We start from the raw sequence: 12,354 nt of genomic DNA, 5'->3' as shown, positions 1-12,354 counted from the left end.
AAACCTATATCTTTCCTTATTATACGCTATTTCAATCTATTTTGAGATATTATGCCCATAATTGTCATTCCTGCACAAAAAATTATTGTAGAAAATATGGAAATGGTCTCCTTCATTAGGAGGAAAATTTAATTGACACACTCCTTCGTTTTTCCTACACTTGAATTTGGATATAAATTATTTTAAACTTATATAGTTTTGACAAATAAATATAGAAATGGGGAGAGGTACGATGCAACCACAAATGCAAACGGGTCCTTCGCCTACTTTTAAGGGGAAAAATTGGAGAGTCTGGTGGCAACTTACACGACCACACACGTTAACAGCTGCCTTTGTTCCTGTATTATTAGGAACCGCATTAGCCTTACCATTAACATCTATTGACCTTGGTTTATTTATCGCCATGCTTATCGCTTGCTTACTTATACAAGCGGCAACAAATATGTTTAATGAATATTATGATTTCAAACGTGGTCTTGATAACGAGCACTCTGTCGGTATAGGTGGAGCCATTGTTCGCGAAGGAATTCAACCTGCGACCGTTATGAAAATAGCTCTTAGTCTTTATGGTATTTCCATGCTGTTAGGAGTATATATTTGTATGAATTCTAGCTGGTGGCTTGCTGCGATTGGTCTAGTTTCAATGACAGTAGGTTATCTATACACGGGAGGACCTATTCCGATCGCGTACACTCCTTTTGGAGAAATCTTTGCCGGTTTCTTTATGGGAATGCTCATCATACTGATTGCCTTTTACATTCAAACAGGTTTTGTTACTATGATAAGTGTATTAATATCTGTACCTATCGTCATAACTGTAGGTGCCATTCTACTTGCCAATAATATACGTGACCATGATGGTGACAAAGAAAATGGAAGAAAAACATTAGCGATCCTACTTGGTCAAAAAAGAGCAATCTTTCTTTTAGCAGGAATGTTCCTTGTCTCTTATGCTTGGGTATTTACTCTGATTGGTTTAGACTATGCTTCTGCTTGGTTAGCGATCGTGTTGCTAAGCTCACCAAAAGCAATCAAAGCGATCAAAGGATTCATCGGAAAAACAAAACCGATTCAAATGGTTCCAGCCATGATAGCGACTGCCCAAACAAATACGATATTTGGATTTTTGTTATCAATCGGACTATTTTTAGGACATTTCTTAAACAATTAAACAAAAGAGGAGACCCTATAAAAATGGTCTCCTCTTTGTTATTTACCTAACTTTACCTTTTACAGAAGAAATATTCCAAATGTCATCCGCATACTGCTGTATGGTTCGGTCACTAGAGAAAAAACCTGAATTCGCTATATTGGCTAAACTCATCTTTAACCACCTATTTTGATCAGCATAAGCCTTCCCTACTTCTCTTTGGGCTTCTATATAAGATGAGAAATCACGTAAAACAAAATACTGGTCATTCTCCATTAATAACGAATCATGGATCGGCTCAAACTCATTATCAAGATCGCCAAAATATCCGTTCGTTAACTGATCCACCACTTGGCGAATACGTTTATCATGGTGATAATAGTCGACTGACGTATAGCCGCCATACTGGTAATAATTCATAACTTCTTCCGCTGTTAATCCAAAAATAAATATATTGTCATCGCCTACATGTTCCTTGATTTCAATGTTAGCTCCATCAAGTGTACCTAAGGTAAGTGCACCATTCATCATGAACTTCATATTACCTGTTCCCGAGGCTTCTTTACTAGCAGTCGAAATTTGCTCACTCACATCAGATGCAGGAAAGATTTCTTCAGCTAATGATACACGGTAGTTTTCAAGAAATACTACTTTCAACTTGTCAGATACCGTTTTATCATTATTTATTTTTTCTGCAATGGTATTGATGAGCTTAATAATTTTCTTTGCATAGTAATAACCAGGTGATGCTTTCGCTCCAAACAAGAACGTTCTTGGATACATCTGAAAGCTCGAATCCTCTTTCAAGCGATTATACAAGTACATAATATGAAGAACATTTAAGAGCTGTCGTTTATAAGCGTGCAATCTCTTTACTTGAACATCAAATATAGAAAGAGGATCAACGACTATACCTGTCTTTGCTTTAATTTTTTCTGCAAGTGATTTCTTATTATCCTGCTTGATCTCATACAACTGCTCTAGAAAAGCAGAATCTTGCTGGAAAAATTGAAGCTCTTTTAAATGCTCTGGGTGATTGACCCACTTCGTCCCAATTCCCTCATTGATCAAACTTGTTAGTTTCGGATTGGATTTGATCAGCCAACGTCTGTGGGTAATCCCATTGGTCTTATTATTAAACTTTTCAGGAAATACTTGATAAAATTGGTTCATTTCTCTTTGTTTTAAAATTTCTGTATGAATGGCGGCTACTCCATTTACACTGTATGAACCGACAATCGCCAAATGAGCCATCTTTACTTGGTCATGAGCAATAATTGCCATATCCTCAATTTTTCGCCAATCCCCTGGATACTGTGTCCATAAGTCTTGGCAAAATCTCTCGTTGATTTCATTTACAATCATAAAAATTCGTGGAAGCAACGGTTGGAAAATGCGAACCGGCCATTTTTCTAAAGCTTCTGCTAAAGTTGTATGATTCGTATATGAAATAGTGTTTGTCGTAATATGCCATGCATCTTCCCAACTCATCCCTTCCTCATCAATAAGTACCCTCATTAATTCGGGGATGGCTAATACGGGATGCGTATCATTTATATGCAGACCCACATATTTATGAAAATCTATTAAACTAGCATGTTGTTTCCGATAAGATCTCACAATCGAACGAATACTTGCAGAGACAAGGAAATATTGCTGCTTTAAACGTAGAATCTTTCCTTCATCATGTGTATCATCGGGATATAAAAACTCTGAGATAAGCTCCGTATCGCGCTTATATTTCATAATATCTCGATTTATTGGGTACGGAGTAGTTTCAGCACTCCAAAGGCGTAACGTGTTAACTGTGTCTGTTTGATAACCTACCACTGGAAGGTCATATGGTACAGCCATCACCGTTTCCGCTTCAAGATGGCGAAATTCTAACTTTCCATTATTATTGATCGCTTCTACTCTTCCCCAAAAAGGAACATCTACAGCTAAATCAGCTTTCCTTACTTCCCATACATGGCCATGACGAAGCCATTGTTCAGGTAATTCTACTTGATATCCATCTACGATTTTCTGCTCAAATAAGCCATGCTTATAACGAATACCACATCCATGACCCGGAAGATCTAAAGTTGCAAGAGAATCCATGAAGCAGGCTGCAAGACGTCCTAAGCCGCCATTACCAAGTGCTGCATCTGCTTCCATTTCCTCTAAGTCGCTAAGCTCAATTCCTAGCTCCTTTAGTCCCTCTTCCACTACATCATCAATTCCTAGGTTAAGGAGGTTATGCCTCAAAAGCTTTCCAAGCAAAAATTCAATAGATAAGTAATAGACTTGTTTTTCTTTCTCCGCTCGATAACTTTCATTTGTCTTGATCCAATTTGAGCTTACGTATTCACGGATCATGATTCCTAAAGTATGGTAGTGATCTCTCTTCGTACTTTCTTGAAAGCTTTTTCCGCAAGTCATTTCGAGACGTTGTAAAAACGTTTCCGTGAACATTTCTTTGTTAGAAAACATGAGTTTCACTCCTGGATAAAAGTTGAGCATATAATTGATTATATTTAAAGGCGGACTGTGCCCAGCTGTTATCAATGCTCATTGCATGCTTAACAAGATTATTCCAAACCCGATCATTTTCGTAAAAATGGATGGCACGTTTAATGGTATACAACATATCATGCGCATTAAAATTCTTGAAGGAGAAACCATTTCCCTCTCCTGAGAATTCATCATATGCAAACACGGTGTCATTTAGACCCCCAGTTTCTCGAACGATAGGGATAGCGCCATATCTCATCGCAATCATTTGGCCTAACCCACATGGTTCAAATTTTGAAGGCATGAGAAAAAGATCAGCACCTGCATAAATTTGGTGAGCTAGACCTTCATCAAAACCAATATATGCTTTAAATCGATCTGGATACTGCCGCTCCATGTCTCGAAAGAAATTTTCAAACTCGTCATCCCCCGTTCCAAGAATGAGGAATTGAATCGGCTCAGCCATAATTTCATTAAACACATGTTTAACAAGATCTAATCCTTTTTGTTTTGTTAAACGTGTGACCATAACCATTAATGGAATTTGTGAAGCCTGTGGTAAGCCAAATTGTTTCTGAATGGCCTTTTTATTTACTAGTTTTTGATTACGATGATTGGCATCGTATGTTTTTACAAGAAACGAATCCTTTTCTGGATTATAAAATTCATCATCAATTCCATTTAGAATTCCTTCAAGATCACTTAAACGACTTCTTAGCAATCCATCCAGCTTTTCACCATAGTACTCCGTTTGTATTTCGTCCATATATGTAGGACTAACGGTAGTAATTCGATCAGACGCAATAAGTGCTGCTTTCATAAAATTTATGTTTCCATAAAACTCAAGTTGATCGGTATTAAAATATGAATCATCTAAATCAAATAAATCCTTTAAAGCTTCCTTAGGCATAATACCTTGGAATCCAAGATTATGAATCGTAAATACTGTTCTCATAAATCCATAGCCGTTTTTCTTTTGATATTCCGTTTTTAGTAAGAAAGGAATCATTCCTGTATGCCAATCATGGCAATGAATGACATCTGGATAATAATCTAGTATACGCACCGCTTCAAGCACGGCACGGTTAAAGAAAGCAAACCGCTCACCATCGTCAAAATAACCGTACAAGGAATCTCTCTTAAAATAGTATTCATTATCTATAAAATAATAAGTAATTCCATCATGGACATACTCTTCAATACCACAATATTGTTCTCTCCAGCCAACATTCACAATCAACTCATGTTTTTTAGTCATCTTTTCACGTATTGCTTGAGGAATGGTACCGTATTTCGGCATCATTACTCTTACATCTGTACCAAGTCTTTTCAATTCTTTAGGTAAAGATCCTGCTACATCTGCTAACCCTCCGGATTTAACGAAAGGTACACATTCCGAAACTGCGAATAAAACTTTCACGAATTCATCAACGCCCCTTGTACTGTTCCTTTACGAACCACATATGGTAAATCCTTTGTTCCATACATCATTGTTCCATCATTTACCTTAACATCTTTATCTAAAACAACCGAATCTAATACGCAATTTTCACCAATTTGACATTTTTGCATGATGATGCTGTTTTTTATTACCGTTCCCTTGCCAATTTTTACAGCACGAGAAATAATACTATTTTCAACGGTTCCTTCAATTAAGCAGCCATTGGCAATGACTGAATTTTTCACCGTAGCTCCTGTAAAGTACCGAGTAGGTGGCTCATCCTTTACTTTTGTATACACTGGCTGATTCTTTAAAAAGAGCTCCTTCCAAATGGATGGATTTAATAGCTTCATACTTTCATTAAAATACGTTGTAATCGAGTCGATCATCACTGCGTATCCTTTGAATTCATAATGGCATTGACGATAAGGACTGTTAATATCTGTTACAACATCTCTCATACATGTATATCCCGTTTGCTCTCTTGTCTCAAAAAGTTCTACTAAAAGAGATTTTTTCATTAAAAACATATGAAGAGATCGTCCGTCTTTTCTTATTTCTGTAATATCACAGCCGCTCTTGATATGCCAATCGAGAATAGGTTCAAAATTCATACTACAAACAGTAAAGCAGTTTGAGATGAGGGCATACTGTTGGTTACTACGATCAAAGTAATCTTTATTGGCAGCAAAATGATTAAATGAAGTTATTTCTTTTTCTTCTGCAGGAGCAGGAAAAAAGAATAACCCATCTCGCTTACGATTTAAGTCCCAATCCTTTCCAGACCCCAAATGATCCATTAAGGAACGGTATTGATTCTTCGGAAAAATCGCCACACTCTTTATTCCAGAATTGACCATGTTTGAAAGAACAAAATCTATTAATCGATAACGTCCTCCAAATGGTACTGCAGCTAAAGAACGATGTTGGATTAGATCCTCTAATCCTTTTTGATATGTTGTTGCATCTATTACTCCAAGCAGCTTTCTATCCATCCTTACCCCTCATCTCCTCATTTATTTGTTCTCTATTCTCTGTATTTAAAGGGTTTGAAGCATATCCCTCTGTTACTAAAACAATATCATCCTCCGCATCTGGCAAAGCACGAATAATTGTTCCATCTGGTATAACCATCTCCGACGGGACGATCGCCTTTTCAATAAACACATTTTTTCCAATCACTGCATCAGGCATGATAACTGATTCTTTAATATAGGCTCCTTTTTCAACCTTTACTCCTTGAAAAAGTACCGATTTTTCAATCTCTCCTTCAATTACACAACCTTCATTAATGAGTGAATCATTGACGAGTGCATCATTTGAGATAAACTGTGGTGGTTGATTTGGATTTACTGAATAAATTCTCCAAGTATAATCAAATAAATCTAATCCACATTTATCATCTAGGAGATCCATATTTGCTTCCCAAAGACTACGTACAGTCCCAACATCCTTCCAATAACCACTAAACGGATAAGCAAATAATTTCTTCTGGTCTGATAATAAGGTTGGGAGAATATCCTTTCCAAAATCATGACTTGACTCAGGAAGAACAGCATCCTTTTCCAAATACCCTTTTAAAACAGACCATTTAAAAATGTAAATCCCCATAGAGGCTAGATTGTTCTTCGGATTCGCAGGTTTTTCATCAAATTCGACAACCTTCATATCACTATCCGTATTTAAAATACCGAATCGACTTGCTTCATCCCAAGGCACTTCAATCACTGAAATGGTAGCATCAGCATCTCTAGCAATATGGAAATCTAGCATTAACTCATAATTCATTTTGTATATATGGTCTCCGGACAGAATGAGTACATATTCCGGATCATATTGAATTAAATAATTTAAATTTTGATAGATGGCACAAGCAGTACCTGTATACCATCTCATCTCCTTGGACTCACTATAAGGTGGAAGAACAGTCACCCCACCATTTTTTCGATCCAAGTCCCATGCACTTCCAATTCCAATATACGAGTTTAACACTAGTGGTTGATACTGAGTAAGGACACCCACCGTATCAATTCCTGAGTTCGTACAATTGCTCAAAGTAAAATCAATGATTCGGTACTTCCCTCCAAACGGTACAGCTGGTTTTGCTAAATTTGAAGTTAAGGAATGTAACCTACTTCCTTGCCCTCCTGCTAACAGCATAGCTACGCACTTCTTCTTTGCCATTTCCTTTTCTCTCCTTTCGATGTTTAACTGGACGCAATATAGAAACCCCAAATGGAGGTATCCTCATCATAATGTGATGCTCTCTTCCATGAAACTCTTCATCAATCGCTTCTAGTGGCTTTTTATTAATTACACCGGACCCTCCAAAATCAACCGCATCTGTATTCAATATTTCTCGATACGTTCCCTCTTTTGGAACACCGATTTTATAATCTTCATATGTCTTTTCTGTAAAATTACACACGATGACCAATGGATCTCCTTCTTCCCCTTTTCTAACAAAAGAGAAAATCGATTGATCACGGTTATTTACATCAATCCACTCAAATCCTTCATGTAAATGATCAAGCTCATATAAAGGTTTATTGCGCTTATACACCTTGATCAATTCTTTTACAAAAAGATTCATTTTTCCATGCATCTCATAATCTAATAAATGCCAATCCAATTCCTCTTCATCTTTCCATTCAGAGAACTGACCTAACTCAAATCCCATGAACAGAAGTTTTTTCCCTGGATGTCCAAACATATATGTTAATAGTAGCCTTAGTTGAGCAAATTTTTGCCAATAATCTCCTGGCATTTTATCAAGTAACGATTTCTTTCCATGAACAACTTCGTCATGTGAAAATGGAAGGATATAATTCTCCGAAAATGCATAAAGAAGGGAGAAGCTGACTTTATCGTGAAATTGTGAGCGTTCATTTGACCCTTTTTCCATATAGGAAAGCATGTCGTTCATCCAGCCCATATTCCATTTGTAGTTAAAACCTAATCCACCGTAGTGAGTTGGGGAAGTTACCTGTGGCCAATCAGTAGAGTCCTCGGCAATCATCAATAGGTTTGAATCATATTGATATACAATTTGATTTAACTTCTTTAAAAATGCAATACCAAATTCATTTACTCGTTGACCATCTGAATTAGGCCAATAAATGATGTTTGAAACTGCATCTACGCGAAATCCGTCCACATGAAAGTATTCCATCCAAAACAATGCATTAGAAATTAAGAAACTCTGTACCTCTGTTTTACTTAAGTCGAAATTAGCAGTACCCCAAGTGTAATTTTCACGATCAATCTCTGTCTCATATTCATAAACCCAAGATCCATCAAATCGGTGTAATCCGTGGGCGTCTTTACAGAAATGACCTGGTACCCAATCCATAATTACTCCAATATGATTTTGGTGACATTGATCAATAAAATACATCAGATCATGAGGGGTTCCATAACGGCTAGTAACGGAAAAATATCCTGTTCCTTGATAGCCCCAAGATATATCTAAAGGGTGTTCCACTAATGGCAATAGCTCAATATGAGTAAATCCGTGGTCAAGTACATAAGGAATGACCTCATCAGCTAATTCACGATACGTTAAAAAGCTGCCGTCCTCTTTCTTTTTCCATGATCCAACATGCATCTCATAGATAACAGTAGGACTTGAATACACTTTGTTTTTCTCTTTTTTCTGAAGCCATTTTTGATCGTTCCATTGGAAACCATCTAAGGGGTAACAAATGGATGCTGTTTTTGGCCGTTCTTCAGAGAAAAACGCATAAGGATCAGATTTCAATAATACTTCTCCCGTGGATGTATGAATTTCATATTTATAAAGGCAGCCCGTTAAATCCTGCTCAACAATGAGCATCCAAACTCCTTCATCATTCACCTTTTTAAATTCATAACCACTTCCATTCCAATTGTTTACATCACTAGCAAGAGATACTTTTGTTGCGTTTGGTGCCCACACGCAAAATCTCGTGCATGTCTTTTCATCAATAGTAAGAACATGGGCTCCAAACAAACGGTAACATTCAAAGAAATTACCCTCATGAAATAAATGAAGCTGGTATTCAGTTGGATGAATCAAATCCAAAATCATTCTACTCCCTACCTATTCATTAGTTTTGTACATTACTTTTACTGTATAATTCTTGCCAATCTTTCAAATCCCTTTTTAATTTTTCTGACAATTAACTCTCCATTTCGACACAATTAGCTATTAGACATATGATTTCGACGGCATTCATCCCTTTAACGCAGCAAACTGCAAAAAATGATAGAAATTATTTTTTAATAGATAATAAATTTTATGATGCAGATATAGAGATATATGCTAATTATTTGGTTGTAATGAATAAAATGTGTATTTTGAATTATGAAATAATTGAATTTAGAATAATATATTTAAGAGGATTTCTTTGTGTGAAAAGGTCATTTTTATGCTGAAAAATGAAAGGGTTTTCATTCATTTGTCGAAAATTGGAAACCTTAACAATTGGTTAGAGGACATTTAATAGAAGAGATAAATAAACCCTCTATTGATAGTAAATTGTCATCAATAGAGGGTTAGTAGAAGAGTTAAGAACAGATACCCTTGCACCTGGAAAAAGACGCAAAGAGGTATTCTTTAATATGGTTAGTTAATTACTTCTGATATCATTAACTAGTGAAGAACTTACCAAATAGAAAAAAACATTGAACAAATGTTCAATGTTTTTTATGACCCCTACGGGATTCGAACCCGTGTTACCGCCGTGAAAGGGCGGTGTCTTAACCGCTTGACCAAGGGGCCATATGGCGGAGAAGGAGGGATTTGAACCCTCGCGCCGGTTACCCGACCTACACCCTTAGCAGGGGCGCCTCTTCAGCCTCTTGAGTACTTCCCCATATGGCTCCACAGACAGGACTCGAACCTGTGACCGTTCGGTTAACAGCCGAATGCTCTACCAACTGAGCTACTGTGGAATATTGGTAAGTTTTTTAGGTAGTGCAAAAAGTTCTGGTGGGCCTAAATGGACTCGAACCATCGACCTCACGCTTATCAGGCGTGCGCTCTAACCAGCTGAGCTATAGGCCCTTAAATGGAGCGGGTGATGAGAATCGAACTCACGACATCAGCTTGGAAGGCTGAGGTTTTACCATTAAACTACACCCGCAAAAATATTATGGGGCGACTGATGGGAATTGAACCCACGAATGCCGGAACCACAATCCGGTGCGTTAACCACTTCGCCACAATCGCCATAATTATATTGAAAATAAATGGTGGCTCAGGACGGAATCGAACCGCCGACACAAGGATTTTCAGTCCTTTGCTCTACCAACTGAGCTACTGAGCCATACTTAAGATAATACCCTAGATAAAGTTATGTTTCGTCCTTCGTCCCGATTTTCAATCGGTACGCTGGCTGTTTTGCTTTGTAGCTTATTCATCGTGCTCTACCGACTGAGCTACTGAGCCAACTTTGAATTATTTAATGGCGGTCCCGACCGGGATCGAACCGGCGATCTCCTGCGTGACAGGCAGGCATGTTAACCGCTACACCACGGGACCAGAGTTTTTTCAAGTTTCCTTGAAAATAACTTTTTAATTGCGGGGACAGGATTTGAACCTGCGACCTTCGGGTTATGAGCCCGACGAGCTACCAGACTGCTCCACCCCGCGACGATATTAAATTATATGGAGGAGGTAGAGGGATTCGAACCCCCGCGCGGTTTGACCCGCCTGTCGGTTTTCAAGACCGATCCCTTCAGCCGGACTTGGGTATACCTCCAAATATCGTAAATGGTGGACCTTGTAGGACTCGAACCTACGACCGGACGGTTATGAGCCGTCTGCTCTAACCAGCTGAGCTAAAGGTCCAAGGATAACTAATTTAGTAATTTTGGTAGCGGCGGAGGGGATCGAACCCCCGACCTCACGGGTATGAACCGTACGCTCTAGCCAGCTGAGCTACACCGCCAAATTTAATTTAATGAAGATTTTTTCACTACACTACGTTTCGTGAAAAAATCTAAGTGGAGCCTAGCGGGATCGAACCGCTGACCTCCTGCGTGCAAGGCAGGCGCTCTCCCAGCTGAGCTAAGGCCCCATAATAAAGTTAGATGGTCGGGAAGACAGGATTCGAACCTGCGACCCCTTGGTCCCAAACCAAGTGCTCTACCAAGCTGAGCTACTCCCCGTTTAAATCTAATATGGCGCGCCCGAAAGGAGTCGAACCCATAACCTTCTGATCCGTAGTCAGACGCTCTATCCAATTGAGCTACGGGCGCATTATTTTAATTTACTCTCAAAGTAACAAGATAGTTTAATGGAAGGATATTTTACTTTGTAAAAATCCTTGGTGCCGAGGACCGGAATCGAACCGGTACGGTAGTCACCTACCGCAGGATTTTAAGTCCTGTGCGTCTGCCAGTTCCGCCACCCCGGCAAAAGAAGTTCTTGGAGCGGAAGACGGGATTCGAACCCGCGACCCCAACCTTGGCAAGGTTGTATTCTACCACTGAACTACTTCCGCAAATAATAAGTTATTTTGCTAGAGAAAAACTTAAGTGCGGGTGAAGGGAGTCGAACCCCCACGCCTTGCGGCGCTAGATCCTAAGTCTAGTGCGTCTGCCAATTCCGCCACACCCGCATAAATATTAATTAATGGAAAGTTATTTTGCTGAAGCAAAAAACTTTGGTGAGCCATGAAGGACTCGAACCTTCGACCCTCTGATTAAAAGTCAGATGCTCTACCGACTGAGCTAATGGCTCGTACTAAATGGTGCCGGTGAGAGGACTTGAACCCCCAACCTACTGATTACAAGTCAGTTGCTCTACCAATTGAGCTACGCCGGCGAGAAAAGGAATAATATTTTTACTGAGTGAATTTTTAATGGATGATTATTTTTCACTTAGTGAAAAAAATCTTGGTGGAGGATGACGGGATCGAACCGCCGACCCCCTGCTTGTAAGGCAGGTGCTCTCCCAGCTGAGCTAATCCTCCATTAACGCCTGGCGACGTCCTACTCTCACAGAGGGAAACCCTCAACTACCATCGGCGCTGAAAAGCTTAACTTCCGTGTTCGGTATGGGAACGGGTGTGACCTTTTCGCTATCGCCACCAGACTATTTATGCGACACTATTTATTATAATAGTTTTTCACAATTTTTCAAGAGAAATTTTTAACCATTCTCTCAAAACTAGATAATGAATGAAGAAGAAAGAAATACGTTTCATCGTTGTCCAGCTACAGCGCCTAGCCGCTCGAGGTCATAAGCCAAATCCCTCCAGAAGGCAGGCCTTCTTGCGTGATT

Annotated in this window: 6 protein-coding genes, 21 tRNA genes and 1 rRNA gene; 1 reads left to right on the top strand and 27 read right to left on the bottom strand. The window is 38.9% G+C overall.

Features of this window, described 5'->3' with window-relative positions; translation table 11 throughout:
- Positions 1 to 232: 232 nt before the first annotated feature.
- Positions 233 to 1,171: a 1,4-dihydroxy-2-naphthoate polyprenyltransferase gene (locus ACFFHF_RS01280; protein WP_340904991.1), complete on the top strand. Its 939-nt coding sequence runs from the start codon at positions 233 to 235 to the stop codon at positions 1,169 to 1,171.
- Positions 1,172 to 1,213: 42 nt separating this feature from the next.
- Here the strand turns inward: ACFFHF_RS01280 and ACFFHF_RS01275 are convergent, their stop codons facing one another.
- The 27 genes from ACFFHF_RS01275 to rrf all read right to left on the bottom strand — a co-directional run bounded on the left by ACFFHF_RS01275 (position 1,214) and on the right by rrf (position 12,165).
- The gene (locus tag ACFFHF_RS01275) at positions 1,214 to 3,622 is read right to left on the bottom strand and encodes a glycogen/starch/alpha-glucan phosphorylase (protein ID WP_160549754.1); all 2,409 of its coding nucleotides are present in this window, start codon (positions 3,620 to 3,622) and stop codon (positions 1,214 to 1,216) included.
- Entirely contained in the window at positions 3,612 to 5,063 is a 1,452-nt protein-coding gene (glgA, locus tag ACFFHF_RS01270) for a glycogen synthase GlgA (protein WP_340904992.1), read from the bottom strand. Before glgA ends, ACFFHF_RS01275 begins: the two co-directional genes overlap by 11 nt.
- Positions 5,060 to 6,079, bottom strand: a complete 1,020-nt coding sequence (locus tag ACFFHF_RS01265) for a GlgC family sugar phosphate nucleotidyltransferase (protein WP_160549755.1) — start codon at positions 6,077 to 6,079, stop codon at positions 5,060 to 5,062. Before ACFFHF_RS01265 ends, glgA begins: the two co-directional genes overlap by 4 nt.
- On the bottom strand, positions 6,072 to 7,268 hold the full coding sequence (locus ACFFHF_RS01260; protein ID WP_377057446.1) for a glucose-1-phosphate adenylyltransferase: 1,197 nt from the start codon (positions 7,266 to 7,268) through the stop codon (positions 6,072 to 6,074). The genes ACFFHF_RS01265 and ACFFHF_RS01260 overlap by 8 nt, the downstream gene beginning before the upstream one ends.
- Positions 7,216 to 9,153 carry a 1,4-alpha-glucan branching protein GlgB gene (glgB, locus tag ACFFHF_RS01255; protein WP_160549757.1) on the bottom strand — a complete coding sequence of 646 codons (1,938 nt, stop codon included), beginning with the start codon at positions 9,151 to 9,153 and terminating at the stop codon, positions 7,216 to 7,218. Before glgB ends, ACFFHF_RS01260 begins: the two co-directional genes overlap by 53 nt.
- A gap of 621 nt (positions 9,154 to 9,774) precedes the next feature.
- Positions 9,775 to 9,846 (bottom strand) — tRNA-Glu (locus tag ACFFHF_RS01250).
- Positions 9,847 to 9,849: 3 nt separating this feature from the next.
- Positions 9,850 to 9,940 (bottom strand) — tRNA-Ser (locus ACFFHF_RS01245).
- 3 nt (positions 9,941 to 9,943) lie between these two features.
- Positions 9,944 to 10,019, bottom strand: a tRNA-Asn gene (locus ACFFHF_RS01240).
- A 35-nt stretch (positions 10,020 to 10,054) separates the two neighbouring features.
- Positions 10,055 to 10,131, bottom strand: a tRNA-Ile gene (locus ACFFHF_RS01235).
- Between the two features lie 5 nt (positions 10,132 to 10,136).
- A tRNA-Gly gene (locus tag ACFFHF_RS01230) sits at positions 10,137 to 10,210 on the bottom strand.
- A 10-nt stretch (positions 10,211 to 10,220) separates the two neighbouring features.
- Positions 10,221 to 10,296: transfer RNA gene (locus ACFFHF_RS01225), tRNA-His, on the bottom strand.
- 21 nt (positions 10,297 to 10,317) lie between these two features.
- Positions 10,318 to 10,393, bottom strand: a tRNA-Phe gene (locus ACFFHF_RS01220).
- Between the two features lie 139 nt (positions 10,394 to 10,532).
- Positions 10,533 to 10,608: transfer RNA gene (locus ACFFHF_RS01215), tRNA-Asp, on the bottom strand.
- Between the two features lie 37 nt (positions 10,609 to 10,645).
- Positions 10,646 to 10,719: transfer RNA gene (locus ACFFHF_RS01210), tRNA-Met, on the bottom strand.
- Positions 10,720 to 10,735: 16 nt separating this feature from the next.
- Positions 10,736 to 10,828, bottom strand: a tRNA-Ser gene (locus ACFFHF_RS01205).
- Between the two features lie 12 nt (positions 10,829 to 10,840).
- Positions 10,841 to 10,917: transfer RNA gene (locus ACFFHF_RS01200), tRNA-Ile, on the bottom strand.
- Positions 10,918 to 10,940: 23 nt separating this feature from the next.
- Positions 10,941 to 11,017 (bottom strand) — tRNA-Met (locus tag ACFFHF_RS01195).
- A 56-nt stretch (positions 11,018 to 11,073) separates the two neighbouring features.
- Positions 11,074 to 11,146 (bottom strand) — tRNA-Ala (locus tag ACFFHF_RS01190).
- 14 nt (positions 11,147 to 11,160) lie between these two features.
- Positions 11,161 to 11,237: transfer RNA gene (locus tag ACFFHF_RS01185), tRNA-Pro, on the bottom strand.
- A 13-nt stretch (positions 11,238 to 11,250) separates the two neighbouring features.
- Positions 11,251 to 11,327 (bottom strand) — tRNA-Arg (locus tag ACFFHF_RS01180).
- Between the two features lie 69 nt (positions 11,328 to 11,396).
- Positions 11,397 to 11,485 (bottom strand) — tRNA-Leu (locus tag ACFFHF_RS01175).
- 12 nt (positions 11,486 to 11,497) lie between these two features.
- Positions 11,498 to 11,572 (bottom strand) — tRNA-Gly (locus ACFFHF_RS01170).
- A 35-nt stretch (positions 11,573 to 11,607) separates the two neighbouring features.
- A tRNA-Leu gene (locus ACFFHF_RS01165) sits at positions 11,608 to 11,689 on the bottom strand.
- Positions 11,690 to 11,735: 46 nt separating this feature from the next.
- A tRNA-Lys gene (locus tag ACFFHF_RS01160) sits at positions 11,736 to 11,811 on the bottom strand.
- A gap of 8 nt (positions 11,812 to 11,819) precedes the next feature.
- Positions 11,820 to 11,895: transfer RNA gene (locus ACFFHF_RS01155), tRNA-Thr, on the bottom strand.
- A gap of 72 nt (positions 11,896 to 11,967) precedes the next feature.
- Positions 11,968 to 12,043: transfer RNA gene (locus ACFFHF_RS01150), tRNA-Val, on the bottom strand.
- 6 nt (positions 12,044 to 12,049) lie between these two features.
- Positions 12,050 to 12,165, bottom strand: a 5S ribosomal RNA gene (rrf, locus tag ACFFHF_RS01145).
- Between the last annotated feature and the right edge of the window lie 189 nt (positions 12,166 to 12,354).

The organism is Robertmurraya beringensis, from assembly GCF_042433785.1.
GTDB classification, from domain to species: Bacteria; Bacillota; Bacilli; order Bacillales; family Cytobacillaceae; genus Robertmurraya_A; species Robertmurraya_A beringensis.
This window is presented reverse-complemented; position numbering and strand designations above follow the sequence as displayed.

Excerpts from the sequence above, each read along its gene's own strand:
- ACFFHF_RS01260 (WP_377057446.1), bottom strand. The coding sequence starts at position 7,268 with ATGGCAAAGAAGAAGTGCGTAGCTATGCTGTTAGCAGGAGGGCAAGGA.
- glgB (WP_160549757.1), bottom strand. The coding sequence starts at position 9,153 with ATGATTTTGGATTTGATTCATCCAACTGAATACCAGCTTCATTTATTT.
- ACFFHF_RS01265 (WP_160549755.1), bottom strand. The coding sequence starts at position 6,079 with ATGGATAGAAAGCTGCTTGGAGTAATAGATGCAACAACATATCAAAAA.
- ACFFHF_RS01275 (WP_160549754.1), bottom strand. The coding sequence starts at position 3,622 with ATGTTTTCTAACAAAGAAATGTTCACGGAAACGTTTTTACAACGTCTC.
- ACFFHF_RS01280 (WP_340904991.1), top strand. The coding sequence starts at position 233 with ATGCAACCACAAATGCAAACGGGTCCTTCGCCTACTTTTAAGGGGAAA.